We start from the raw sequence: 25,782 nt of genomic DNA on the forward strand, positions 1-25,782 counted from the left end.
ACGACGAATTTGACCGTTTTCGCTCTCCAGCTCTCGCGCCATGGACTTCGACTATTCCACGCTCGACGCGTTACGCCAGAATCATCCGGCGTGGCGCCTGCTGCGCTCAGACCACGCGCCGCTCGTGGCAAGCTTTCTGCATCGCGTTTTCACCGCGCCTAATGTGCGCGTGATATCGCAAGCAGATCTGGCCGAAGCGCTCGAGGACGAACTGTATGCGTTGCGCGAACAACTCGGTACCGCAACCTTTCCCAAAGCCGCTTCCGATTACCTCACTGACTGGAGCGCCAACGATAAAGGCTGGCTGCGCAAGTTCTATCCTCAGGATTCGGACGAACCACATTTCGATCTCACGCCCGCTACGGAAAAGGCGATTGCGTGGCTTGGCACATTGACGGCCCGTAGCTTCGTCGGTACAGAATCGCGCTTGCTTACACTGTTTGAATTGCTCAAACAGATGAGCGAGGGCAGCGAAAGTGATCCCAAGACACGGCTTGCCGAACTGCATAAGCGTCGCGCGGAGATTGACGCAGACATCGCTCGTGCAGAGGCTGGTGACATCTCCATTCTGGATGATACGGCGCTCAAAGATCGCTTTCAGCAATTCACCGCGATCGCGCGGGAATTGCTGACCGATTTCCGTGAGGTCGAGCATAACTTTCGTGGTCTCGATCGCCGGGTGCGCGAGCGTATTGCACTGTGGGACGGCGCGAAAGGTGAATTGCTGGAAGAAATCATGGGCGAGCGCGATGCGATTGCCGACTCGGATCAGGGCCGCAGCTTCCGGGCGTTCTGGGACTTCCTGATGTCGAGCAGTCGTCAGGAAGAACTCACCGTTTTGCTCGACCGCGTGCTGGCGCTCCCGCCTGTCGCGGAACTCAAACCCGATGCACGGACACGGCGGGTTCACTATGACTGGCTGGAAGCGGGCGAACATACGCAGCGCACCGTCGCATTTTTGTCGCAGCAACTGCGGCGCTTTCTCGACGATCAGGCATGGCTCGAAAATCGTCGCATCATGGATATTCTGCATGGCGTCGAAGCCAGAGCGCTGTCGCTCCGCGACACGCCGCCCGCTGGCGAAGTCATGACTATCGCCGATGTCGCGGCCAATATCGAACTACCGATGGAGCGTCCACTCTACACCCCGAGCCTCAAACCACGCATTGCCGACATTGCAATCGAGGCCGGCGACGACGATATCGACGCCGCGGCGTTGTACGCCCAGGTCGTCGTCGACAAAGCCAGACTGGTATGGCATATCCGTCATGTCCTGCAGGACCATTCGCAAGTGACGCTACGCGAACTTTGCGAAACCCAGCCTCTACAACAAGGTTTGGCCGAACTCGTCGCCTACCTGCAACTTGCCAGCGACGCGTTCAGCACGGTGGTGGACGAGCAGGCCAGCGAAACGATCGTCTGGGTCGGTCGAAACGACAACGGCGAACAGGAGGCCCGACAGGCGAAGCTGTCGCGAGTCATTTTCGTGAGATAAACATGTACGAACAGGAACCTGCCACAACGGTTTCGACACACGATCTGTCGAGCCTTTTGATTCCGCTGCTTAAAGGCGTCGTTTACCGCGAGGCGGATATGGCGCTGTGGAGCGCGCTGCTCGACTTGCAAGCGCGCGTCAGAGACTACGTCACGGTGCTCAATCTTGAGTTGGTGCTCGATGAAGCCGAAGGATATGCGTTCCTGCGCTCACGCCCCGATAGCGGCGACGAAGATTCGCCCGCGTTGCCCCGTCTTATCGCGCGACGTCCGTTGTCCTTTCCTGTCAGCCTGATGCTGGCGTTGTTGCGCAAAAAGCTCGCCGAGTCCGACGCAGGCGGCGGAGAAACGCGCCTCATCCTCACGCGCGAGCAGATTGTGGAGACAGTCCGCGTGTTTCTACCAGCAGGCAGCAACGAGGCCAAATTAATCGACCAGATCGACACACATGTGAACAAAATCATCGAACTCGGGTTTCTGCGCAAGCTGAAGCCGACTACGGGGACGCGTGAGACGCAAGCCACCGCTTTCGAGGTACAGCGCATTCTTAAAGCATTCGTCGACGCTCAGTGGCTGGCCGATTTCGATGCACGGCTTGCGGGTTATCAAGCGCAACTCGGCACAGCTGCATCAAGGAACGCAGATGACTGATATGCAATTGCCCGGGCTCGATTTCGTCTCCGACGACGCACTGTCCGGTTTTCGCCTGCATCAACTGGAAGTCTTTAACTGGGGGACTTTCGATCGCCGCGTCTGGACGCTGAATCCCGCCGGCAAAAACGCGCTGTTGACGGGCGACATTGGCTCCGGCAAATCGACCCTCGTCGACGCCGTGACAACGCTGCTTGTACCCGCGCATCGGATCGCCTACAACAAAGCTGCGGGCGCCGACAGCAAGGAGCGGACGCTGCGCTCGTACGTACTCGGCCACTACAAGTCGGAACGCAACGAAGCCAGCGGTTCAGCCAAGCCCGTTGCTTTACGCGACTCCAACAACTATTCAGTGATACTCGCCCGTTTCCACAATGCGGGTTATGACCTGACCATCACGCTGGCCCAGGTGTTCTGGATGAAGGAGCCGCACGGCCAACCCGCGCGGCTGTTCATTGGTGCGGAACGGGCGCTGTCGATCGCAACAGACTTTGCCGATTTCGGACCGGACATCTCCGGTCTGCGCAAAAAGTTACGCGCGCTCGGCGCGGACGTGTTCGATAGTTTCCCTCCTTACGGTGCATGGTTCCGTCGGCGCTTCGGAATCGAGAATGAGCAGGCCCTCGAGTTATTTCATCAAACGGTATCCATGAAGTCGGTGGGCAATCTGACGGATTTCGTCCGCAGCCACATGCTCGAGCCGTTCGATGTCGCATCGCGCATCACTGCGCTGATCGGTCACTTCGACGACCTGAATCGCGCGCATGAAGCAGTGTTGAAAGCCAAGCGGCAGATGGAACGGCTAAGTCCACTGATCGAAGATTGCGAGCGGCATGCGCTGCTCGTAACGCAGGTGGAAGATTTGCGGGCATGCCGCGATGCGATGAGATCCTATGCCGCCGACCTCAAGCTCCGCTTGCTCGACCGTCGAATCGAAAATCTCGCAGCGGAGTGGGAGCGGCAGGACGCCCACGTCAAGCGGCTCGATGCCATGCGCTCTACGCATCGCGTCGAGGAAGGCGAACTGCGGCGCAACATCGCCGAAAATGGTGGAGACCGGCTGGAGCGGTTGGAAGCGGAGATTCAATCGAAAGATGCGGAATGCACCCGGCGCAAGCAAAAGGCACAGCGGTTCGACGATCTCGCGCAGGTGGCCGACGAACAGACTCCTGAGGACGAACAGTCCTTTATGGCGTTGCGCCGACGTGTGAGCGAGCGTCTCGACGCCGTGCAGTCTGACGAAGCACGGCTGCAGAACGACCTGACCGAACACGTCGTCAGTTTCCGCGCAAGCCGACAGGAACATGACGCGCTGACGGCCGAGATCGAGAGTCTGAAGAGCCGCCGCAGCAACATCCCCGCGGAACAGATCGCGATGCGCGCCGCGTTGTGCAATGCTCTTGCGCTTCCTGAAGCGGATGTATGCTTTGCCGGCGAACTGCTGCAGGTACGCCACGATGAGCGCGATTGGGAGGGCGCCGCCGAGCGTCTGCTGCGAAGTTTTGGCCTGTCGCTTCTCGTTTCGGATGAACACTACGCCGCTGTCACCGAATGGGTGGATAAGACTCACCTCAAAGGGCGGCTCGTTTATTTTCGGGTTCGGCAATCCGCCAGACGCGAACGTCCCGAAGTGCATCGCGATTCGCTCGCCCGCAAGCTGTCGGTCAAACCTGAATCGCCGTTCTACGATTGGTTGGAGTATGAAGTCGCGCAGCGCTTCAACGTCGTCTGCTGCGACACGCAGGAGCAATTCCGCCGCGAGACGCGGGCCATTACACGTGCCGGGCAGATCAAGGCGCCGGGCGAGCGGCACGAGAAAGACGATCGCCATCGGCTGGACGATCGTCGGCGTTACGTGTTGGGCTGGACCAATACGGCGAAGATTCAGGCCCTTGAAGCGCAATCAGACCAGCTGGCTGCGCAGTTGCGCGAGTTGGGCTCACTGATCGGCAAGATTGAGGCCGAGCAATCCGGATTGAGGACGCGCTTAAACGCGCTGTCGCTGCTCAACGAACATGCGGAGTACCGTGAGATCGACTGGCGCGGTGTCGCGACGGAGATCGCCGAACTCCGTGATGAGAAGGCTCGCCTGGAATCCGCCTCTGACTTGTTGCATGAACTCACCCAGCGTCTGAATCAGGTCGGCGCCGCACTGGTTGACGTGGAGGCGAAACTCGATGGACACAAGGCCGAGCGCACGCGTATCGAAGAGCGGCAGCGGATAGCCGACGACTTGCATTCCCAGGCCAAAGCGGTTCTTGACGATCCGGCCCACTCGACCCACACGGCCTATTTCGAACGGCTCACCGAACTGTGGTCCGAATTGCTCGGCAAGCATCAATTGACCGTCGAATCTTGTGACAATCGCGAGAGCGAAATGCGCAAATGGTTGCAGGACAGCATCGACGCCGAGGACAAAAAAGTTTCGCGCCAGCGCGAGAAGATCGTGGTCGCCATGCGCGAATATTGCACAGCCTTTCCGCTCGAGACGCAGGAAGTGGATGTTGCCATTGAAGCAGCGCAAGAATATCGCGCCATGCTGGACACGTTGAAAGCAGACGATTTGCCACGCTTCGAAGCTCGCTTCAAGGATTTGCTCAATGAGAACACCATTCGCGAAGTGGCCAACTTCCAGTCCCAGCTGGCTCGCGAACGCGAGACGATAAGGGAGCGGATTGCGTTGATCAACGAGTCGCTCACGCAGATCGACTATAACGCCGGTCGTTATATCGTTCTGGAAGCGCAGTTGAGTCAGGACGCTGAGATCCGCGACTTTCAGAGCGATTTGCGTTCGTGTACCGAAGGCACGCTAACAGGCTCAGACGACGTTCAGTATTCCGAAGCCAAGTTTCTTCAAGTCAAACAGATCATCGAACGATTTCGTGGACGTGAGGGGCTCACCGAGCAGGATCGTCGCTGGTCGGCGAAGGTCACTGACGTGCGCAACTGGTTCGTCTTCGCCGCCAGCGAACGTTGGCGCGAGGATAACAGCGAGCACGAGCATTATTCCGACTCGGGCGGCAAGTCTGGTGGGCAAAAAGAAAAACTTGCCTATACGATCCTGGCCGCGAGCCTCGCTTACCAGTTCGGTCTCGAGTGGGGCGCCGTTCGCTCACGCTCTTTCCGATTCGTCGTCATCGACGAAGCATTTGGGCGCGGATCCGACGAGTCCGCGCAGTACGGTCTGCGGCTTTTCGCTCAGTTGAACCTGCAATTGCTAATCGTCACCCCACTGCAGAAGATTTATATCATCGAACCATTTGTAGCCAGCGTCGGATTTGTCGACAATCAGGAGGGACGTGAATCGAGGTTGCGGAATCTTTCGATCGAAGAGTATCGCGAGGAAAAAGGCAGGAGCGAGTCGTGAGCTGGACGACACCGGCAGATCTGCGCATGCAGGTAAGCAGGCTCTGGGAAAGGGGTGAGTTGCTTGCTGGACTTGCTACGGGCGCTACTCTGTTCCCGAGGCGTCTCGCGCTCAAAGGGCCCACATCGGCCGAAATCACAGAGCGCTTCCAAGACATTCGTCAGTGGAGTGGAAGCCTCAGGGCGGCGGCGCATTGCCGCGTCGAGATGCGTGAGTTCCGGCACCGGGTTTTCGGCGCTAATTCGTTACCGGTTGAAGTCTGGATCGACTCATTCGAGGATGCCGTCGCGTTGATTGGAAAACAACGCGACGCAGCCAGGTTCGCCTTGTTGCTGGATGTGACTCGCGCGCGCGAACCACGCCTTGTTGCATGGTTAGCGAAAAGACCACTCAGGGCGCTTGAACTGGCGGACGTGTGGGGACGGCTGCTGGATGTGTGCATGTGGCTGGAGCGGCATCCACGTCCCGGTGTGTATGTCAGGCAGATCGACATCGCAAATGTGCACACCAAATTTATCGAGGCTTATCGCGGTGTGCTTTCGGAATTGCTCGATAGCGTGCTTCCCGAGCCAGCCGTGGATTTCGAAAGGTCGGGTCTGGGTCAGTTCGCGGCGCGTTATGGGTTTCGGGAAAAGCCATTGCGTATTCGATTTCGCGTGCTGGATGCGAAGAAGGCGCTGTTTCATCCCGCCACCGTTGAGCAGGACATCACGCTGGATGCCGCCAGCTTTGCTCGCCTGGAGCTCGATGTCAGCCGCGTTTTTATCACCGAGAACGAGACAAATTTTTTGGCCTTTCCGCCAGTTGAAGACAGCGCGGTTGTCTTCGGCGCGGGATATGGTTTTGAAATGCTGACTGCCGCCAAATGGCTTTTGCATCGGCGGATTCACTACTGGGGCGATATCGATACGCATGGGTTCGCTATTCTCGATCAGCTACGCTATCAGTTCGACCACGTGGAATCGTTCCTGATGGACCGGGAGACGTTGCTAGCGTTTGAATCGCAGTGGGATCGAGAGGATAAGCAGACGCTGCGAGATCTGCCGCGGTTGAATCGCGATGAGGGCGCGTTGTATGACGATCTGCGCGATAACCGTTTGCGCGCGAATCTGCGGCTGGAGCAGGAGAAGATTGGGTTTGGATGGGTGGAGGCGGCGCTTGGGAAGTTGGGTGGTGGGTGAAGTTTGGTGCTGTTTGATGGCTGCTTTCACCGTGCAGATGCGGTGTGGACTGGTTCGCTCCTCGAGCGCCGGCGACGCATTGCGCGTGGTCAACCGGTAGTCACCAACGACCTGTCCGATTGGTCTGCGCGGGGGGCGGGGGCGGTGACGATCGCGCAGATCCGGTGCGAGGCCCTACAGTCCACGACCGACCCAGGAGCGTCAAATGACTCAGCGACCAGTTGGTAGAAAAATCGCGCGACGTACCTGGACCATTTCGATCGCATCACGACAAATGACCTGATCAGTCAAAGTAATTCATCTGTTGCCGACCAGTCCTCTTTGCGAATACTCCCATCATTCCAGATGCAGTCAATCACTGCAAATTTGCCTTCTTGAAAGCGGGCCGCCACCGCAAACGAGCGCCGCCAGATGATCAGCTCGTCGACGCTGAAGGACTCCCAGCCGTTTTGAGCATCCAGCGCCTTCCACCCTGCTCCCGCCAGATCCGACACGGTCGTGCAATCGGGCGCGAGCACCGGTCCTGTGCCGATGTCCAGTGCGCCGTTCGACAAATTAAAGGTACCCGACATCAATAACTCGCGGAGTTCAATACCAACGAGATAGTTTTAGGCATGACTGGCATGCATATATAAAGCAGGTATGCGACCTTGCAGAGTCGGACAATCAACATCGCGACCGGGTTCGGACAATTCCTCGCATTCACGAATCTTTGTTAGCCCGCTTCGACACCAGAGGACTCGTCGCTGGGAGGTCGCGGCCTTGCCGCTTATTGGTGGTCAAAAATCTGTGTGGGGCAGAAATCTCTAGTTAAACCGGCCTCCTTGCTACTTCTTTTATGCCTCTAACGATTCCCCCGCGACTGTCGAAGGCGGGCGCAAATCAATTGCAATGCATGCAATCTGAATATCCGGGCGATGGTTCCGGGTGCAGTGGCCGGAAATAACGACCGATCTATTTTTTATCTGGCAAAATTTTCTTGTCAATTGTCAATTTTCCCGTGCGTATCGGGATTTCATTGTTTGGATTGCTATTTCGTCTTATTATTTGCGCGTAAAAATTTGTGGCGGGGGCGGGATATGACAATAAACGACTTGGCTACCGTAATTGGTGCTGGAATCGACCAATCGCGAAGATTGTTAAAGCTGGACACAGCTTTAGGGGCAAGCGTTCTGGTGCCGGTCCGCGCTGTTGGTAATTGTCGCATCGGTCGCAATTATGAGTTCACCGTTGACGTAGCTTCACTAAAGGATTGCATCGAGCTTAAATCCCTCATCGCGAAGCCGGTGACCTTGTGGACCCAACAGACCGATGCATCCTATTTGCCCCGCCACGGCTACGTCCACACCGCGCGAATGCTTGGCTCGGACGGAAGCGTTCAGCTATATCAGATTAGCTTTTCCTCGTGGTTGCACTTCCTGAGATTCAGAAGTGATGCACGGATTTTTCAGGACAAAACTGCAGAGGATATTTTATCGGCGGTTTTCGACGAGCATCCACAATCACGCGGCGCATATCGCTTTGATCTCCGAAATCCGCTTCCACGGAGATCATTCTGTGTCCAGTACGAGGATGACTGGAATTTCGTGCATCGGCTCATGGAAGAGGAAGGCATCTTCGGCTACTTCGAGCAGGCGGAAGATGGCAAAGCGCATACGCTGGTTATTACAGACGACCTGTACTCTCTGAAAGCCCTGGCGCCGCAAGAAGTCCCTTTTTACCGCGCGGGCATTGGAAGCGAGACAGATGCTGTGGTGCATTGGGGTGGTGTACGCACTTTGCAAAGCGTGAACTACACCACGCGTACCTTTGACTACAAAGATCCGACCTTCAAGAAGGAAATGTGCACTCCGACTGTCGGCATGCAGGGCGATTTGCCCGACCAGGCAGAGGTCTATGAATACACAGGTGCCTATACCTACGGCACTAGCGAAAGGGGGAATGCCCTGTCCAAGACGCGGATGGAGGCGTGGGAATCTCGCGCCAAGCGTTTCTTTGCCACAGGTAGTGTTCGGCGCGCTGATGTAGGGCGCTGGTTTCAGTTGGAGGGGGCTACGGCGCTTGCTTCCAACAGTGCAGAGAACCGCCAGTTTGCAATTCTAGCCGCGACCTGGTACATCGAAAACAATCTTCCAGTGTCCACCGAGACGCAATTCCGTCATAGCCTCCAGCCGCAACTGGCGGAGGCGCGCGCATATCACGCGGGTGCGTCGGACGTCTTCAACGTGAAAGATGCACTTGGGGGCGAAGGCTTCTTCCTCGTTGAACTGGAGACGCAGCGCCGTACTGTCCCTTTTCGCAGTCAGTTCGAACATCGCAAGCCCCAGATGTACACCCAGACCGCAACCGTGGTCGGGCCGCAGCAGGACGAGGTGTTCACGGACAGCCTCAATCGGGTCAAGGTTCTGATGCACTGGGACCGCCAGAACGGTGGCGATGAGAAAGCGTCGTGCTGGCTGCGTGTCATGTCGCCGCACGCCGGCGGAACTCTCGGCGGTGTATTTGTCCCGCGCGTAGGACACGAGGTCGGAATCGTGTATCTGGACGGCGACTGTGATCGTCCGGTAGTGAGTGGCAGTCTCTTCAACGGACGGCAGACGCCGCAATGGCATTCCAACGGCCTACTGTCGGGATATAAGTCGAAGGAGTTTCAGGGGACTGGCTATAACCAGCTTGTGATGGACGATTCGACGGGTCAGAACCGTGCGCAACTGTTCAGTAGTGTCGCACAGAGCCACCTGCATCTCGGATACCTCATTGACCAGCAAGGCAACACGCGCGGTTCCTTTCTTGGAAACGGTTTCGACCTCAAGACCGACGCCTATGGCGCAGTACGGGCGGGGCAAGGCATCTTCTTTTCGACGTTCGCACGCGGCGGTTCTGCGAGTCAACCTCTGGATGTTCGTGAGGCGAATGAACATTTGACGGAATCGACAAACGTCGTCGAGATTCGCTCGGACGCGGCCAAGGCTGTGCAGGCCGACGATTTGACGGACGCTCATTCCGACCTGCAGGCATTCACCAATGCGACGAAGCAGGAAATCACCGGCAGTACGAGCGGCGGTAATACCGCAGGTGGCGGCACTGGCACGGCCAACGGATTTTCAGAGCCCGTCATGCTGCTAGGTAGCCCCGTTGGCATCGGCCTGACTTCGATGAAATCAATTCATGCAGCGGCCACCGACCACGTCAATCTTGTCAGCGGGGCAAATACCCACGTAGCTGCCACCAAGTCGCTCATAGCAAGCGTTGGGGAAAAAATAAGTCTTTTCGCCCAGACCGCGGGGATGAAGCTGTTCGCTGGCAAGGGGAAAGTCCAAGTCATGGCACTTTCCGACAACATCGAATTGACAGCGGACAAGACGGTGAAGGTTGTATCGACTTCTGATGCCGTCTCGGTCGTCGCGCAAAAGGAGATCACGCTGACAGCGGCCGGCGCTGTAATCAAGATGTCTGGCGGGAATATCTCCGTGCACGCGCCCGGAGCACTCGACTTCAAAGGCGCTTCTCACAGCTTTGCAGGACCTCAAGGTGAGTCAGCGGCCAATTCGGCGCCGACGTCGGCCTCCTGCGCATCGCAGTTCGCGTCTGCCGCACAGAGCGGCGCAGCCTTAGTTGGCTAAGACTAAAAGGAATGCGTATGCCGATTTCAACCTATGTCATTGTCGAACCCAGCAACGGGGAGTTCGACATCCAGCCCGCGCCAAATCCCTATGAGATTGGCGAGCTTGTTCCGACCGCGCGCCCGGAACTCGAAGGCGTTGCCCCAATCCTCTATCGCCTTGAGCACTCGGACCGGCAACTGGCACGTGTCAAGGAGCTCGCCGAATATCACCGCCGCGAGGGACGTCCACCACTTGTCTGTTGCATCATCGAAACGCCTGCGGACACCGACACGATACGACATCACCTGGCCGATTCGTTGGTGCTCGATAAGCCGGAGTCGGGAACCACCGTTTTCCGCTATTACGACCCTCGAGTGTTTGCGCATCTGCGCTGGATACTGGACATGCAGCAGTTCCACGCCCTCACAGGTCCCACGACGCACTGGACCTACCTTTCGAGCGCTGGGAACTGGGTTGAGATGCCGCTAGAAGGCCTCCCGGGTCCCCGCGTCAAGGTCACCGAAGAACAGTTCGGGCAACTGGGGCGACTTGCCTTTGTCCGGCACGCTCTTGAACCGCTTACCGCTAAAAATATCTCAATACCCGAGGACCTGCCTCGCCGTCTGGACACACAGCTGGTAAAGGCAGAGCGGTATGGGCTTCCGGACGAGGACCGTGTGCCGTTCGCATTGCACGGCGTGTTCGTTTCGCCAAATTTCGACCAGCACCCGCAGGTGAAATCCGTTCTCGCAGGTATTGGGCAGACGCCTTACACAGAGGCGGTGGCTGATTGGACCGACGATGACTGGTCGCGCATTGCACGCGAGAGCGCGTTGTACCAGTACCAATAATCACTATCCAAACAATACAAGGGAACGCTCATGTTGCTGGACTCGGGCTACCAAAGTATCTCCGACCTCACGAAGGTCGCCGCAGCGGGTGGCGCGCCCGTCACGCAGTGCAAGATGTGCGAGAAAAAGGGACTACCGATCCTGCCGGTCAGGTATTCAGCCTTTGCCGCGACGCGCGCACACGGAATTGACGGTGTCCCCATCCTGATGGGCGGCAATTTTGGACAGCATGTGATGGACATCGCATCGCGCAAAACGAAGTACACCTTGCGCTCGCTTCGCTATGGCTTCGTCTACGTCTTCTACCCGAAGACATCTAAATGGCAGTGTTATGCCGTGACGAAGGAAGGCTACGTCTATGACTACCCGCTCGACGCTGTGTTAGATCGTTCGACGGAAAGGCCCTTTTCCTGCACCCAGACCGGGCATCCGGAGCTTGCGCAATGCATCACCATTGAGAATGCCGAAAAGGCAGGGACGGTCTACCTGGCGTTCAGTACGGTCCAGTGGACAAAGACCGTACGTGACCGCTATGCGAAGAACAGTGAGGGATGCCGAACCAAGCGTATGCAGGCGTTCGATGCGGCCGGCTGGTTCGCCAACCCCGGGGCGAACGTCCCGCACGCCACGAAAGCGACCGATGTTCAGAAGTATGTGGCGGAATACAAGGGCGGAGCTGGAAAGGCCTTTGTAACATCGCCGTTCCCGTTTCGGGAACGAAGCGTCGAAACGGCTGCGCTGAACGCGGCGATGGACCACCTTGCTCCGCACAAGGGCGCGGTGTTCGCGCTATGGGATCCGATTGGTATCACGCAGGAACTCAATATCGAAAACAAATACGCTTACGGCGTTGTGATGGCAGATCACCAATGGGGCACATGGTCGGCCGAAATGGTAGAGAACGTGAAAGAAGTTGTCCAGGCTGGGGCTGTCAAGAGTGACGAGATCTTCGAACAGATGGCCGAAGGCCAGATGATGGAAGCTCAATCGATGGGCGCCCTCTGGGATGGCGGCAAGCAGTTGGAGAAAAACCTCTCGGACATGCGCGCCAACCAGATTGGCGAACTTCCGAAAGTGCGCGAAGAGGCCTGGAAAGAGTACGCAACGGCTGTAAGCGAGACGGCTGCGACCGAATACCGAAACAAGATGAAAGCGGAACTCGCACAGGAGGGGAAAGAAACCTGGACGCCCTTGTCGATGGACCATGCCGCATGGCTCGGCTCGCCAAACCTTGCGCACGTATTTCATTACGACCACGACGAACAGGACCCTCTGGGTGGTGCATGGTACGCAATGGCGTTCCACGATTGTATTGCGGGTGCCTCGGCGCGAAAGGAAGGGCTAGATCTGTTGTACAAGTGGTTGCAAGGTAAGTCGGATGATCACAATAACCTCCTGCTTCGTGCAATGGCGTTGAACCAGGCAGTCAACGCCCAACATCTTCTGGCAGCCGGGGACTTTCCCTACACGGAGTTGCGCGAGACATGCGCAAAAGCAATTGAGACGTGGTTTAACTCGGCGAAAGCACTTGAGAGTAAAGCGCCTCGTTTTTTCGCCGATTTTTACAAGGCGGGTTCGAAACTCATATACGAGATTGGAGCGCCGGTTGCGAAGTTGCTCTCGGACAGTATCGATACAGTTGCGGCCAAAGCTGCCGTCCTTATGATTTCCGCGCGCAGCGGCAAGGTAGTGATTGAACACTCCGTTCGAGGTACGCAGTCCCAATGGGTCACGTACTTTGCCCGTCAAATGTGGGAAATGATGCCGGCCGACAAGCGGCCGACAATGAAATCCCTTAAGGCCTCGATCCGAGCCCAGTTCACTACAAAAGGCGCGGAGGGGCCAGTTACAGAGGTGCCTCAATTCATCATTGTTGACCGTGATGGCTTGCAGAGTCTGAATCTGAGCGGGACGAGCAAGGAAAAGGCCGCGAGCATCACCAACCCGGCCAACAAGCTCATGCTAACGGACGAAGTTATCGAGAAAGAGTTCGCTCCCACCTTTCGCAAACTCACCGGAGGCGAGGTCGCAGGTGCGGGCATCGGCGCAGTATTCGCGGCGATCAATGTTTTCTTTGCCGCCAAGGAGTTCGAGAAATCGACCCACTTCAACAGCACGGAGACGATGCTCAAGTTCCGGACATCAATTGTCGCGTTGGGCGGTGGGGCCATGGCCTTAGCGGGGAACTCCCTGGAAGCCATGCACAAGCTGGAACTGTCTTTGCCCCGATATCTATCAGCGGCGGCGGCTGAGCGACTGCTACTTGCAAGTCGGCTGCTGGCAGCGCCGGCTGCCCTGATCGGCGTCTGGTATGACGGGGTCAATGCGAAGGCAGCGTGGAAGGAAGGCCATGTAGGCCTCTTCCTGGTATATTCGACCTCGGCGGCAGCAGGGCTCGCCCTGACGATTTGCGTAACTTTCGGAGTGCTGACCTCCCTTATCCTACCGCTCACTATTCTGTTAATAGTCATCGGTCTGATTATCATGTGGTTCAAGGAAAGAGAACTGAAGGAATTCCTCGGTCGAAGCTTTTTCGGAACGAATAAGAAGGACGACCGATATACTTCGTTTGCTGAAGAACAGAAAGCCTATAACGGACTTGGAGCATAACGATGGCTTGGGATGGTACGGTCTGGGTTAAGTTGAAACGTCCGCTTACCGAGGAAGAGAAGGCACGTCAGCTCAAGGTTGAAGTTGCTGCTAGTGAAACGCCGAACGATGACTTCACGGTGTTCTCCATGAATGACGTTTTCCTGGAAAGCACCAACGTCGCATTCATGCAGCGAGGTCTGCTGACGTACGGCTGCCTGGCAATTATTGCGGGAGGTGGTTTTTTCGCGTGGGTTATGGTTTGGTGCCTGAATAATCCTCCTGGCAACGGTAGCGTCCAAGGGGCGACACTCGCTATTGCATATGGTTTCGCTACGTTATTTCTCGTATTTGCATTGGCTGTTGTCTTCATCGGTCTCTGGGGGCTGCGTCAGGAAAACTTCACCTGGACGCGATTTCCGATCAGGTTCAACCGGCAGACTCGAACGGTTTACGCCTTCAGAGGAGCCGGTTCGAAGGGCGTAATAAGCGTACCGTGGGATAAAGCGTTCTTCTTCGTCGAGCCTCGCCCGCGAGACCCGATTTCGCGCGCCTACGTGTTTGGGATCCGGTGCCACGTGCTGGATGAAAGAGGCATCGTCACCCAGTCGTTTTCGGTAGGTCACCGTGTGGTCACCATTTCCGATGAGACCACCGAGAATGGCCGCTCAATTGTCGACGGGCTCAAACGCCAGTTTGAATATATCCGCAGATATATGGAGCAAGGCCCGGGCGTCTTGTCCTATCCGGAACTTGTTCCCACGCAGGTATCGCTCGCCAACTCAATGCGTATCTGGCGACGTGCCGACCGTGCTATCCTGGCCGAGCGCATTCTTTTCACAACACTGCTCGTGGTCGTTTTGAGCCCGTTTATCTATTTGACTGCCTTGTTGCACTACATCGGGCAACGAACGAGCCGACAGCCAGTGTGGCCTGCAGACGTGGAGCGCGAATGCGAGCGGGCGCCGCTCGTTGAGCGAGTCCGCGCTTAGCTTCCAAGACGACACGTGTCTGCACGGGAACGAGGAGAGAATGTATGGCGCGACGAATCATATTGAAGGGTGACAAGACAGACCGCAATGGCGAGGTGCTTGAGGGTGTGGCTACCTCCATGCTTGAAGGGCGTCCCGTTGCCTATCACGGAGCGCCGGTATTCTGTCACACGTGTAATACGCAGGGGGTGATTGTGGGCGATGGACCATCTTTACCCATGACTTTCATGGGTAAGCAACTCGCGCTCGAAAACGATATCTGCAAATGTAAGTGCGAGCCGCCACCGCGCCTCGTAGCTTCGCAGCGTCAGGCGTCTATATCGCCTATGTCGGAATTAACCGGGCATCATTTTCAACCGTATTTCACCCTAGAGTACTGTCGTGAACAACTTTAGGTCACGTCGCTTGCCAATCTTTCGTACCCCGCTCGTATCACGTTTGCGATGAGCGGGCGTCGGGCGGTGAGGAAATCCGCGTAGTTCATGCTCCACCAATCTTTTGGCAGTGCGTGCCACGTGCACATCTGCGCTAACTCCTCATGCGAAAAACGAGCGGTATATTGCGGCCAATAGCTGGCTGGCGGACCGTCTGAAATTGCAATGTTGTCGTCCCATTCAACCAGTGCATAGTTTGCAATCTGGTTGATGTCACGCACACTATCAATGCCTTGCTTTTTCAAATATTGCTTCGGAAACAGGTGATGGCGTTCCAGCGCCTTTTTTTGTCCGTACGCGGGTGGGTCCAGTAAGTCCGCAACCGGACTCTTGGAAAAAAGCGCTCGGGCGCCGATTAACGTTTGCGCGGCATAGAAGCCAAAAAGCGCTGGACTGCGGCCTGCCGACGTAGCGAGCTCCATGGGCAGAGTCTTTGTCCAGTAGTCATCTGTCAGCGTTACAGCCTCCACAGCGGCGAGACGTGCGAGAAACTGGTCGGCTGATTTCAAATCTCGGAGCTCGGCGAGGTCCTGCTCCATTCGTGACTCGGGTGAAGACGTGAAGCGACCAGTCAGCAGCGACATGAACAGCCAGCGCGCAACCGCATTCTTGAGCAGAAAGGCATCAACGTCGTACTCCGTGCGCCCAAGGAGGTACAGCTGGTAAGCAAATACCAGTGCATTAACCGAACTGATGGTCTTCCCACTGCGGTAGCCCGCCGCACGCACGATATTGAGAAAATCGGCCCAGTATGTGAGGTTCAACACTCGGGTCTGAGCGTCACGCAGCTTGGTGAACTGGCTGTCGCGCTGGCCTGGACTTACGTCCCCCGTGGAAAGGTCCTTCCCACGAAGCAGCGAATACACGTGTTCCAGACGTGCGCGCCGGAAAGCGACACCAACATCGACGCGAAGTAGGTGGTCGGGGTCCGGCTGAAAGATTTGGTTGAACGGGCTCGGCTGCCCTGTGGGTGATGGCTGCCGAGCACGACGACAGAACTGCTCCAGTTCGGAACGACCATCGTCCCAGAACACTGACATTAGGGTGAGGATGAAGTCGGACTGGTTCAGCTTCTTCCCCTCGCTATTAATGCGAACGAAGACGTCGGCCACCTGTTCCTCGCTGCACTGTTGCGAGAGTTCCAGCGCAATGAAAGGAAAATTCGTCAGACCGGCCAAACGACCGATGGCATCGGCAATCTTGTCTTCCTCCGCCTCGGTCACCTCGCGCGTGGCAGACAAACGCTCAAGATATTCGCGAATGGTTTTGTGGGTCGGCCGGTTGAATACCTCGGAAATGTCAAGAATATATTCCGGGTCTCGCTCGGTTGTTGCATCAGGTACTGCGAAAGTGCCGGTCTGGGGACGGAAGGCGATGCGAATATGTTCGCGCTCAAAATTTTCTCGCAACACCGCTTCTCGGTGAATGACCGCATACAAAGATGTCAGCCGTTGCTGGCCGTCAACGATGAGCAGCGACGGTGCCTTCTGTTTGTTCTCGTCACCAATTACCTTGGTATCGATGCCCTCTGCTCCCGTCTGCCAGAATAAAAAGTAGCCGACCGGATAGCCGCGATACATTGAATCAAACAAGTCCCGTACTTTGGCATTTGCCCAGACGAAGGGTCGCTGAATGTCTGGGAGCCCGATGCGGCCGAGGCCAATATCGTTGATAAGACCTTCGAGGCTGTAGTGCACTTCTTTGAATAGAGTGTCGCTCATAGTCATTTAAAGATTGAATGTCTTACCTGAATTATCGAACTCAGTCGCCCGGCGCCGATTTCGGTAGACGTCTCGTATTGGCGATATGGGGATTGAAAATCGTCAAGGAGCATGCTCTGCTGGGGTTCTCTTGGACGCGGCAGGGTCGCTGAGCTATCTCTAAATCCGAAATATCAATAGAAAAGACCCATAAGTTTCTCAACTTATGGGTCTGCTTTTCTTAGGTTAGGAGGTTTTTACCCTGGCTCTCAAACATCAATATTCCCCGCCCTCAACGCATTCGATTCAATGAAAGCCCTACGCGGCTCCACATCATCCCCCATGAGCGTAGTGAAGATCCCATCAGCCGCAATAGCATCCTCAATCTGCACCCGAAGAAGACGACGCACCGTCGGATCCATCGTAGTCTCCCAAAGCTGCCCAGGGTTCATCTCACCGAGCCCCTTATAGCGCTGCTTTGAAATATTGCGTTCAGCATCCGCCAACAACCACTTCATAGCGGACTTGAAATCAGTAACCGCCATACTCCGCTCGCCACGTTTAATGACAGCGCCAGTCCCAATCAACCCCTTAAACGTATTAGCGGTATTGATCAGCTGTTGATAGTCAGCGGTGAGTTGAAAATCCTGATCCAACACAGAAATCTTCTGATTCCCGTGATGCGTCCGCGCAACCCGCAGCGAGCGCAGCTCCCTCACCGGGTCATACATCGTCGTAACCTTAACTTCCGGCTTCAACGGATCATCGCGCAACTTCGCCTCAAGAGCCTTAGCCGACGCATCCGCCGCTTCCTCGCTAGACAGGTCGATCGCAATCCCATCCATCACAGCCTCAAGCGCCCCGGCGTCATACAACCGGCTCAACCGGTTAACAACACCCTGAGCCAGCAAATAAGCCCGAGCCAACTCCCCCAACGCATCGCCGGTGATAGGCGTAGCCCCTTCAGATGCCAACAACTCCGACCCCTGCAGCGCCAGCTTCAGAATGTGAGCATTAACCTCGGCCTCATCCTTCAAATACCGCTCATCCTTACCCGCCTTGATCTTGAACAACGGCGGCTGCGCGATATAGATATACCCACGCTCGATCATTTCCGGCATCTGCCGATAGAAGAACGTTAACAACAGCGTCCGAATGTGTGCACCGTCAACGTCAGCATCGGTCATGATGATGATGCGGTGATAACGCAGCTTGTCGAGGTTGTAGTCTTCCTTACCAATCCCGCAACCAAGCGCGGTAATCAGCGTAACAATCTGCTCCGAAGAAAGCAGCTTGTCATACCGTGCCTTCTCCACATTCAGCACCTTGCCGCGCAGCGGCAAGATAGCCTGAAACTTCCGATCCCGACCCTGCTTCGCCGACCCGCCTGCCGAGTCACCCTCGACGATATAAATCTCGGACTTCGCCGGATCCTTCTCCTGGCAATCCGCCAGCTTCCCAGGCAGACCCACGCCGTCGAGCACGCCCTTCCGCCGCGTCATCTCACGCGCCTTCCGGGCCGCATCCCGTGCGCGCGCGGCATCGACAATCTTGCTGCAAATAATCTTCGCGTCATTCGGCGTCTCGAGCAGAAACTCTTCGAGCGCCTTCGCGACCACATCCTCCACCGGCGCGCGCACTTCCGACGACACCAGCTTGTCCTTCGTCTGCGCGCTGAACTTCGGCTCCGGCACCTTCACCGACAGCACGCACGACAACCCTTCACGCATATCGTCGCCCGAAGTCTCAACCTTCGCCTTCTTCGCGACTTCGTGATCGTTGATGTACTTGTTCAACACGCGCGTCATCGCCGCACGCAACCCGGTCAAGTGCGTCCCGCCATCACGCTGCGGAATGTTGTTCGTGAAGCACAGCACGTTTTCGTTGTAGCTGTCGTTCCACTGCATCGCCACTTCCACGCCCACGCCGTCTTTCTCGCCGCTGACGTGGAAAATGTTCGGGTGCAGCACGGACTTGTTCTTGTTGATGTACTCGACAAAGCCCTTCACGCCGCCCACGAACGCGAAATCTTCTTCCTTGCCGGTACGCTGGTCGGTCAACTTGATCCGCACGCCGTTATTCAGGAACGACAGTTCGCGAATCCGCTTGGCCAGAATATCGTAGTGATATTCGATGTTGCCGAAAATCGTCTCGTCAGCGAGGAAGTGCACTTCGGTGCCGCGGTTCTCGGTCTCGCCGACAACCTGAATCGGCGAAACAGCCACGCCGTCGATCTCTTCGATAATGCGGTTCTGCGGCACGCCACGGTGGAATTCCATGAAGTGCTTCTTGCCGTCGCGGCGAATGGTCAAACGCAGCCACGCCGACAATGCGTTCACGCACGACACGCCCACGCCGTGCAGGCCGCCGGACACCTTGTAGCTGTTCTGGTCGAACTTGCCGCCGGCGTGCAACTCGGTCATCACGATTTCAGCGGCGCTGCGCTTCGGATCGTGCTTGTCGTCCATCTTCAGACCGGTCGGCACGCCGCGGCCGTTGTCGGTGATCGAAATGGAGTTGTCCGCGTGAATGATCACCTGAATGTCGTTGCAATGCCCCGCCAACGCTTCGTCGATGGAGTTGTCCAGCACTTCGAATACGAGGTGATGCAGACCGGTCCCGTCCGATGTATCCCCGATGTACATCCCGGGCCGCTTGCGCACCGCCTCCAGACCTTCGAGGATCTGAATCGAGGATGCGCCGTAGCTGTTGTCGGGTTGCGAATTGTTCGTTTCAGTCATGGATTTTTTCCGGTTCTGCGTTGCTGCAAGGTTGCTGCTCGGGACTTTTCAAATCACCATAAAAACGCCAAAGGGGCGCTGCGCCCCTTGGTGTGTTCTTTGGTGTTGGACGCGTTAGATGCGCATCGGCATGACGACGTATTTGAATTCGTCGTTCTCGGGAATCGTGATCAACGCGCTGGAGCTGGCGTCGCCCAGGCTCACTTGCAACGTGTCGACCTTCAGGTTCGCGAGCACGTCGAGCAGATACGTGACGTTGAACCCGATATCGACGCTGTCGCCGTCGTATGCGATTTCCAGTTCTTCCTGCGCCTCTTCCTGATCGGCGTTGGTCGACATGATCTTCAACTGGCCCGGCTCGATGATGCAGCGCACGCCCTTGAATTTGTCCGAGGTCAGAATCGCGGCGCGTTGCAGCGAGCGCTGCAGTTCTTCACGGCCGATCACGAACTGATTCTTGTGCGACTTCGGAATCACGCGCTGGAAGTCGGGGAATTTGCCTTCCACCAGCTTCGACACCAGTTCGACCTGGCCGAACGTGAACTTGACCTGTGTCTGCGCGATGTCGATCTTCAGCGTGTCGTCGATGTCTTCCAGCAGACGCTGGAGTTCCAGGATCGTCTTGCGCGGGATGATCACTTCCTGACGCTGGAACGAGCCTTCGATCTTCATGGACGAGAACGCCAGACGGTGGCCGTCCGTTGCGACCGCCATCAGCTGGTCGCCGTCCACCACCAGCAGCATGCCGTTCAGGTAGTAACGAATGTCCTGCTGGGCCATCGAAAAATGGACCATGCCGAGCAACTGGCGGAACGTCTTCTGGGGAACCACGAGGTTCGCGCCGTAGTCTTTAGCTTGCGCGACCGTCGGGAATTCGTCCGCGGCGAGCGTTTGCAGCGCAAAGCGGCTCTTGCCGGACTGCACGGTCAGACGCTTGTCGTTCAGCGTGAGCGTGACCTGCCCGTCGGGCATGGCGCGCAGAATGTCGAGGAGCTTTCTCGCTGCCACCGTGGTCGCCACCGAATCGCCGCCCACGCCGAAATCCGCACGCGTGGTGATCTGCAACTCGAGGTCGGTGGACAGGAACGACACGTCAGGGCCGTTCTTGGTAATCAGCAAATTGGCGAGGATCGGCAACGTATGGCGGCGTTCGACGATGCCGCTCACAGTTTGCAGCGGCCTGAGGAGGTTATCGCGTTCGGTCTTGACCAGTTGCATAGAGTTCCTTCGTTGATATAACGGCCTGCGCGCCTTGCCAGGTAAGCTTTTCCGCGCGCAGCCACGACTCCCCGCCGGCGCCACGCAGCGCCTGTCACGGCGTGAAAGCCGCCCGCGGCCGCCGGGCGGTTAAACCTGTATTGTGCCTGAAAACGGAACCGCCTCACTAAAATGGGGGCGAGTTTGGAAATAAACAGGTCGTTTTTTCCAGACAAACGGCTCAGCCCTTCAGCGTCTGCTCCAGCACGTGCAGTTCGTGGTTCAGTTGCGCGTCCTTGCTGCGCTCATCGGCAATTTTGCGCACCGCGTGCAACACCGTGGTGTGGTCGCGTCCGCCAAACAGCTCGCCGATTTCCGGCAAGCTCTTCTGGGTCAGCTCTTTCGCCAGATACATGGCGATCTGCCGCGGCCGCGCGATGTTCGCGGGACGCTTCTTCGAATACATGTCCGCGACCTTGATGCTGTAGAAGTCAGCCGTGGTCTTCTGGATGTTTTCCACCGAAATCTGCCGGTTCTGTACTGTCAGCAGGTCTTTCAGCGCTTCTTTCGTCACTTCGATCGTGATTTCGCGGCCGTGGAACTTCGAGTACGCGAGGATCTTGCGCAGCGCGCCTTCGAGTTCACGCACGTTCGAGCGCAAGTGTTTCGCGACGAAGAACGCGACGTCTTCATTCAGGCTCACGAACTCGGATTGCGCCTTGCGCATCAGAATCGCGACGCGCATTTCCAGCTCGGGCGGCTCGATCGCCACGGTCAGGCCGGAGTCGAAGCGCGAGATCAGCCGGTCGTCGATACCCGAAATTTCCTTCGGATACGTGTCGCTGGTGATGATCACCTGCGCCTTGTTGGCGACCAGCGCCTCGAACGCGTAGAAGAATTCCTCTTGCGTACGCGACTTGCCGGAGAAGAACTGAATATCGTCGATCAGCAGCAGGTCGAGCGAGTGGTAGTAGCGTTTGAAATCGTCGAACGCCTTGCGCTGGTACGCCTTCACCACGTCGGACACATACTGTTCCGCGTGGATGTAGCGGATCCGCGCGCCGGCTTTGTCCATCAGAAGCTGGTTGCCGATCGCGTGGATCAGGTGAGTCTTGCCGAGGCCGACGCCGCCATACAGAAACAGCGGGTTGTACGAGATGCCGGGATTGTCCGCGACCTGAATCGCCGCGGCGCGCGCCAGCTGGTTCGCCTTACCGGTCACGAAGTTGTCGAAGGTCAGCACCGGGTTCAGCTTGGAACGCTCGTACATCGAGTCGTTTTCGCCGCTGCCGTTCGAGCTCGCGCTCTGGCCCGGACGCCACGTGCGACGGGCGGCCGCGGCTTCGTTCGCATCGAGGCTGGGCAAATCGAGGTCAACGGAATCTTCAGCGGCCGCAGCGCGTGCGTTCGCGTTGTGTTCAGCTGCGGCGCGGGCATTCGCGTTGAGGTTGGCCATGGCGTTGTTCGCGCCATTCATACCAGCGGCGCGTGCCGCCTGCGCCGCTTGCACGGCGCCGACGGCTGCGTCCACCGCAGCGCCATTGCCGGCGCTACCACCCATCGAGCTAGGCGCGGAGGCCGGGCGCGCAGAAGCCGGTGCCGGCGCGGCCGCCGCAGGGGCGCGCATGCCGGCTTTCGGGTCGAGCACGAATTGGACGTCGACAGGAGCGTGCCAGAAATCGCGCGCCATATCCGCGATGCGGCCGGAAAACTGGCTCTTGACCCAGTCGAGCTTGAAACGGTTCGGCGCAGCGATGCTAAGCGTGTTCGCAGCGGCGTCGAAGGCGACCGGGGCCAACGGTTTGATCCACGTCACGTACTGCTGGGGCGTGAGCTCACGCTCCAGCAAGGCGGAACAGTGTTGCCAGAAATCGTTCATCGAGTTGCTGTCGTTATGGTGTGCACGGCGGTTGCCGCTGCCCCTGTCGCGCGCACGCAACAAGGCCCTGAGCAGCGAGACTAACCAGGCGCAATGGCTCCAGGCGCTTGTGCCACAAGGGTTTGCGGGACGAGCGAGCCGGAGCGGCGTGCAGGATTTTTGGGAAGTAAGGCGAGATTCTAACGCCAAAACGGACCCGCAAGGGAGTTATCCACAGGGACGGATCACAAGGCTGGCTCCTCATGGGGCCGGGCCGAACCAGGCTAAACTATTGACGGTCAACGAAAAACCGGTTTAAATAGCGGGTTCCGCGAAAACCAATTCAGCGAACCACCGGCCATTGCGCTTTCAGCGATGATCGCGCGGTTATTTTTCGATCAAGTGAGAGCAACATGAAACGTACTTACCAACCTTCCGTTACCCGTCGCAAGCGCACCCACGGCTTCCGCGTTCGCATGAAGACCGCAGGCGGCCGCAAGGTCATCAACGCACGTCGCGCGAAGGGCCGCAAGCGCCTCGCCATCTAAGGCAGGCGTTGCACGCGACGCTTATGCCGGGTAGTGAAGCCCGCGGTAAGGCGGGAACGGCTGAAGCGCAGCAACTGGGCTCGGTTCCGTTGCGAGCGCAAGCCGCCTTCCCCAAAGCCGCAAGGCTGCTGAAAACGGATGAATTTTCATCCGTTTTTCGTTTGCGCCCGTGGCGCCGCACCGCGCACTTCGTGGTGTACGGCCGGCCCACCGGCAACGAAGCTCGCCTGGGCCTCGTGATCGGCAAGAAGTATGCGCCGCGCGCGGCCACGCGTAATCTGGTACGTCGAATCGCGCGTGAAGCCTTCCGGCTGCGTCGCGCGGAATTCGGCGGTTGGGATGTGCTGCTGCGTTTGCACACGCGCTTCGACAAGAAGGCTTTGCCGAGCGCCTCGTCGCCGCCGTTGAGGGCGTTGTGCCGCAGCGAAATCGAGGCGTTGCTCGACAAGGCAGCGCGCGAAGTGACCCGTCGCGAGGCGCCGCCCGCGGAAGCGCCCAAGACGGAATGACGCTCAAGTGACCGCCCGCTTTGCAGTTCAGGCCGCTCCGGCGGCTATGCTGAGCGGGCGTCGCCCGGTACTCCACGTTGCGCGGCGCTGTCCGGCCGCACCAGCCATGCAAACGGTACTCATCGCTTTACTGCGTTTCTACAAGGTTGCCGTGAGCCCAATGCTCGGCAACCGGTGCCGTTTTTACCCTTCCTGCTCTGATTACGCGCGCGAAGCAATCCAGTATCATGGCGCCGCGCGCGGGACTTATCTCGCCGCCAGGCGTATTTGCCGCTGCCACCCGTTTTCCGCGGGCGGCATCGATCTCGTCCCGCCTCCCACTTCTGAAAAGCGCTGACGCGCCGTTCCATCGACACTGAGACAACGCATGGATATCAAACGCACCGTCCTATGGGTCATCTTTTTCATGTCAGCGGTCATGCTGTTCGACAACTGGCAACGCGACCACGGACGCCCGTCGATGTTCTTCCCGAGCGCCACGCCGACCAAGACCGTCGGTAGCGCCGCACCGGGAACCACGACGCCGGGAACCCAGCCCGCCGATCTGCCGGCAACGAACGCAGCCGCACCGGGCAACGCGCCGACGGCCACGCAATCGCAACTGGTCAAGTTCAATACCGACGTCTATAGCGGCGAAATCGACACTCGCGGCGGCACGCTGTCGAAGCTGTCGCTCGTGAACAAGGGTGACGGCAAGCAGCCGGACCTCGTCATCACGCTGTTCGACCGCACCGCGAACCATACGTATCTGGCGCGCACGGGCCTGCTCGGCGGCGATTTCCCGAATCACAACGACATCTACACGCCGTTGCCGAACCAGCAGCACGACCTGACGGGCGACGAAAAGTCGTTCCAGCTCAGCTTCGAGTCGCCGGTGAAGGGTGGCGTGAAGGTCATCAAGACCTACACGTTCACGCGCGGCAGTTATGTGATCGGCGTCGACACGAAGATTCAGAACGTCGGCACCACGCCGGTGAGCCCGTCGGTCTATATGGAACTGGTGCGTGACGATCAGCCGGTGGAAACGCCGCGCTTCTCGCACACGTTCATCGGACCGGCTGTCTACACCGACCAGCATCACTTCCAGAAGATGACGTTCGGCGACATCGACAAGAACAAGCACGATTACGCGACCTCGGCCGACAACGGCTGGATCGCGATGGTCCAGCATTACTTCGCGTCGGCCTGGATTCCGCAGCAGGGCGTGAAGCGCGACATCTACGTCGAGAAGATCGATCCGGCGCTGTATCGCGTCGGCGTGAAGGAGCGGGTGCCGACCATTGCCCCGGGCCAAACGGTCGACGTGTCGGCCAAGCTGTTCGCCGGTCCGGAAGAAGAGCGCATGCTCGAAGGCATCGCACCGGGTCTGGAACTGGTGAAGGACTACGGCTGGGTGACGATCATCGCGAAGCCGCTGTTCTGGCTGCTCGAAAAGATCCACAGCTATGTCGGCAACTGGGGCTGGTCGATCGTGCTGCTCACGCTGCTGATCAAGGCGGTGTTCTTCCCGCTGTCGGCTGCGAGCTACAAGTCGATGGCGCGCATGAAGGCGATCACGCCGCGTATGCAAGCGCTGCGCGAACGTTTCAAGGGCGATCCGCAGAAGATGAACTCGGCGCTGATGGAGTTGTACAAGACCGAGAAGGTGAATCCGTTCGGCGGCTGCCTGCCGGTCGTGATCCAGATTCCGGTGTTCATCTCGCTGTACTGGGTGCTGCTGTCGTCCGTGGAAATGCGCGGCGCGCCGTGGATTCTGTGGATTCACGATCTGTCGCAACAGGATCCGTTCTTCATCCTGCCGGTGCTGATGGCCGTCTCCATGTTCCTGCAGACCAAGCTGAACCCGACGCCGCCGGACCCGGTTCAAGCCAAGATGATGATGTTCATGCCGATCGCGTTCTCGGTCATGTTCTTCTTCTTCCCGGCCGGTCTGGTGCTGTATTACGTCGTGAACAACGTGCTGTCGATCGCCCAGCAGTACTACATCACGCGGATGATGGGGCAAACGAAGGCAAAAGCGGCTTGATGACAATTGCGTGAGGTGGGCGGAAACGCCCGCCGTCGT

18 protein-coding genes are annotated in these 25,782 nt (G+C 57.8%); 13 read left to right on the forward strand and 5 right to left on the reverse strand.

The window, feature by feature from the left end; all coding sequences use genetic code 11:
* Positions 1-40 precede the first annotated feature (40 nt).
* Genes B0G71_RS19145 through B0G71_RS19160 form a run of 4 tightly spaced genes read left to right on the forward strand, consistent with a single transcriptional unit; the run spans position 41 to position 6,693 of the window.
* A complete protein-coding gene (locus B0G71_RS19145; protein ID WP_116143444.1) occupies positions 41-1,495 on the forward strand; it encodes a DUF3375 domain-containing protein in 1,455 nt (484 codons plus the stop codon).
* Positions 1,496-1,497: 2 nt separating this feature from the next.
* Entirely contained in the window at positions 1,498-2,145 is a 648-nt protein-coding gene (locus tag B0G71_RS19150; protein WP_116143446.1) for a DUF4194 domain-containing protein, read from the forward strand.
* The gene (locus B0G71_RS19155; RefSeq protein ID WP_116143448.1) at positions 2,138-5,512 is read left to right on the forward strand and encodes an ATP-binding protein; all 3,375 of its coding nucleotides are present in this window, start codon (positions 2,138-2,140) and stop codon (positions 5,510-5,512) included. The genes B0G71_RS19150 and B0G71_RS19155 overlap by 8 nt, the downstream gene beginning before the upstream one ends.
* Complete coding sequence (locus B0G71_RS19160) at positions 5,509-6,693, forward strand: Wadjet anti-phage system protein JetD domain-containing protein (RefSeq protein ID WP_116143450.1); 1,185 nt, start codon at positions 5,509-5,511, stop codon at positions 6,691-6,693. Before B0G71_RS19155 ends, B0G71_RS19160 begins: the two co-directional genes overlap by 4 nt.
* Before the next feature lie 287 nt (positions 6,694-6,980).
* On the opposite strand, the gene B0G71_RS19165 is transcribed toward B0G71_RS19160, so the two are convergent.
* Positions 6,981-7,265, reverse strand: a complete 285-nt coding sequence (locus B0G71_RS19165; protein ID WP_116143452.1) for a hypothetical protein — start codon at positions 7,263-7,265, stop codon at positions 6,981-6,983.
* A gap of 507 nt (positions 7,266-7,772) precedes the next feature.
* Between B0G71_RS19165 and B0G71_RS19170 the strand changes: the two genes are divergently transcribed.
* From B0G71_RS19170 to B0G71_RS19190, 5 genes are read left to right on the forward strand one after another with little or no spacing between them, the layout of a single operon-like run.
* Complete coding sequence (locus B0G71_RS19170) at positions 7,773-10,316, forward strand: type VI secretion system Vgr family protein (RefSeq protein ID WP_116143454.1); 2,544 nt, start codon at positions 7,773-7,775, stop codon at positions 10,314-10,316.
* 17 nt (positions 10,317-10,333) lie between these two features.
* A complete protein-coding gene (locus tag B0G71_RS19175; RefSeq protein ID WP_181916794.1) occupies positions 10,334-11,149 on the forward strand; it encodes a DUF4123 domain-containing protein in 816 nt (271 codons plus the stop codon).
* 30 nt (positions 11,150-11,179) lie between these two features.
* Positions 11,180-13,759 carry a T6SS effector BTH_I2691 family protein gene (locus tag B0G71_RS19180; protein WP_116143459.1) on the forward strand — a complete coding sequence of 860 codons (2,580 nt, stop codon included), beginning with the start codon at positions 11,180-11,182 and terminating at the stop codon, positions 13,757-13,759.
* Positions 13,760-13,761: 2 nt separating this feature from the next.
* Positions 13,762-14,730, forward strand: coding sequence for a DUF6708 domain-containing protein (locus B0G71_RS19185; RefSeq protein WP_116143461.1), 969 nt, complete (start codon positions 13,762-13,764; stop codon positions 14,728-14,730).
* Between the two features lie 44 nt (positions 14,731-14,774).
* Entirely contained in the window at positions 14,775-15,125 is a 351-nt protein-coding gene (locus B0G71_RS19190; protein ID WP_116143463.1) for a PAAR domain-containing protein, read from the forward strand.
* On the opposite strand, the gene B0G71_RS19195 is transcribed toward B0G71_RS19190, so the two are convergent.
* The 4 genes from B0G71_RS19195 to dnaA form a co-directional block, all read right to left on the reverse strand.
* The gene (locus B0G71_RS19195) at positions 15,122-16,891 is read right to left on the reverse strand and encodes a DUF262 domain-containing protein (RefSeq protein ID WP_220377325.1); all 1,770 of its coding nucleotides are present in this window, start codon (positions 16,889-16,891) and stop codon (positions 15,122-15,124) included. The two genes, B0G71_RS19190 and B0G71_RS19195, sit on opposite strands and share 4 nt — an antisense overlap.
* Positions 16,892-17,133: 242 nt before the next feature.
* Positions 17,134-19,605, reverse strand: coding sequence for a DNA topoisomerase (ATP-hydrolyzing) subunit B (gyrB, locus tag B0G71_RS19200; RefSeq protein WP_116143465.1), 2,472 nt, complete (start codon positions 19,603-19,605; stop codon positions 17,134-17,136).
* A gap of 114 nt (positions 19,606-19,719) precedes the next feature.
* A complete protein-coding gene (gene dnaN / locus B0G71_RS19205; RefSeq protein ID WP_007180118.1) occupies positions 19,720-20,823 on the reverse strand; it encodes a DNA polymerase III subunit beta in 1,104 nt (367 codons plus the stop codon).
* 220 nt (positions 20,824-21,043) lie between these two features.
* Positions 21,044-22,681: a chromosomal replication initiator protein DnaA gene (dnaA, locus tag B0G71_RS19210; protein WP_220377326.1), complete on the reverse strand. Its 1,638-nt coding sequence runs from the start codon at positions 22,679-22,681 to the stop codon at positions 21,044-21,046.
* Between the two features lie 392 nt (positions 22,682-23,073).
* Here dnaA and rpmH point away from each other — a divergent pair, with 392 nt between their 5' ends.
* The 4 genes from rpmH to yidC all read left to right on the forward strand — a co-directional run bounded on the left by rpmH (position 23,074) and on the right by yidC (position 25,743).
* Positions 23,074-23,208: a 50S ribosomal protein L34 gene (gene rpmH / locus B0G71_RS19215; RefSeq protein ID WP_004198824.1), complete on the forward strand. Its 135-nt coding sequence runs from the start codon at positions 23,074-23,076 to the stop codon at positions 23,206-23,208.
* Positions 23,209-23,231: 23 nt separating this feature from the next.
* Entirely contained in the window at positions 23,232-23,717 is a 486-nt protein-coding gene (locus tag B0G71_RS19220) for a ribonuclease P protein component (RefSeq protein ID WP_106284939.1), read from the forward strand.
* A 106-nt stretch (positions 23,718-23,823) separates the two neighbouring features.
* Positions 23,824-24,054: a membrane protein insertion efficiency factor YidD gene (yidD, locus tag B0G71_RS19225; RefSeq protein ID WP_007180115.1), complete on the forward strand. Its 231-nt coding sequence runs from the start codon at positions 23,824-23,826 to the stop codon at positions 24,052-24,054.
* 30 nt (positions 24,055-24,084) lie between these two features.
* Positions 24,085-25,743 (forward strand): membrane protein insertase YidC, encoded by a 1,659-nt coding sequence (gene yidC, locus B0G71_RS19230; protein WP_116143469.1) that lies wholly within the window; start codon positions 24,085-24,087, stop codon positions 25,741-25,743.
* Positions 25,744-25,782 lie beyond the last annotated feature (39 nt).

The organism is Paraburkholderia sp. BL27I4N3, assembly GCF_003386115.1.
Lineage (GTDB): Bacteria > Pseudomonadota > Gammaproteobacteria > Burkholderiales > Burkholderiaceae > Paraburkholderia.

What these genes read in the sequence shown, in the direction of transcription:
- B0G71_RS19145 (WP_116143444.1), top strand. Translation starts at nt 41, where the DNA reads ATGGACTTCGACTATTCCACGCTCGACGCGTTACGCCAGAATCATCCG.
- B0G71_RS19150 (WP_116143446.1), top strand. Translation starts at nt 1,498, where the DNA reads ATGTACGAACAGGAACCTGCCACAACGGTTTCGACACACGATCTGTCG.
- B0G71_RS19155 (WP_116143448.1), top strand. Translation starts at nt 2,138, where the DNA reads ATGACTGATATGCAATTGCCCGGGCTCGATTTCGTCTCCGACGACGCA.
- B0G71_RS19165 (WP_116143452.1), bottom strand. Translation starts at nt 7,265, where the DNA reads ATGTCGGGTACCTTTAATTTGTCGAACGGCGCACTGGACATCGGCACA.
- B0G71_RS19170 (WP_116143454.1), top strand. Translation starts at nt 7,773, where the DNA reads ATGACAATAAACGACTTGGCTACCGTAATTGGTGCTGGAATCGACCAA.
- B0G71_RS19175 (WP_181916794.1), top strand. Translation starts at nt 10,334, where the DNA reads ATGCCGATTTCAACCTATGTCATTGTCGAACCCAGCAACGGGGAGTTC.
- B0G71_RS19180 (WP_116143459.1), top strand. Translation starts at nt 11,180, where the DNA reads ATGTTGCTGGACTCGGGCTACCAAAGTATCTCCGACCTCACGAAGGTC.
- B0G71_RS19185 (WP_116143461.1), top strand. Translation starts at nt 13,762, where the DNA reads ATGGCTTGGGATGGTACGGTCTGGGTTAAGTTGAAACGTCCGCTTACC.
- B0G71_RS19190 (WP_116143463.1), top strand. Translation starts at nt 14,775, where the DNA reads ATGGCGCGACGAATCATATTGAAGGGTGACAAGACAGACCGCAATGGC.
- B0G71_RS19195 (WP_220377325.1), bottom strand. Translation starts at nt 16,891, where the DNA reads ATGACTATGAGCGACACTCTATTCAAAGAAGTGCACTACAGCCTCGAA.
- gyrB (WP_116143465.1), bottom strand. Translation starts at nt 19,605, where the DNA reads ATGACTGAAACGAACAATTCGCAACCCGACAACAGCTACGGCGCATCC.
- dnaN (WP_007180118.1), bottom strand. Translation starts at nt 20,823, where the DNA reads ATGCAACTGGTCAAGACCGAACGCGATAACCTCCTCAGGCCGCTGCAA.
- dnaA (WP_220377326.1), bottom strand. Translation starts at nt 22,681, where the DNA reads ATGAACGATTTCTGGCAACACTGTTCCGCCTTGCTGGAGCGTGAGCTC.
- rpmH (WP_004198824.1), top strand. Translation starts at nt 23,074, where the DNA reads ATGAAACGTACTTACCAACCTTCCGTTACCCGTCGCAAGCGCACCCAC.
- B0G71_RS19220 (WP_106284939.1), top strand. Translation starts at nt 23,232, where the DNA reads ATGCCGGGTAGTGAAGCCCGCGGTAAGGCGGGAACGGCTGAAGCGCAG.
- yidD (WP_007180115.1), top strand. Translation starts at nt 23,824, where the DNA reads ATGCAAACGGTACTCATCGCTTTACTGCGTTTCTACAAGGTTGCCGTG.
- yidC (WP_116143469.1), top strand. Translation starts at nt 24,085, where the DNA reads ATGGATATCAAACGCACCGTCCTATGGGTCATCTTTTTCATGTCAGCG.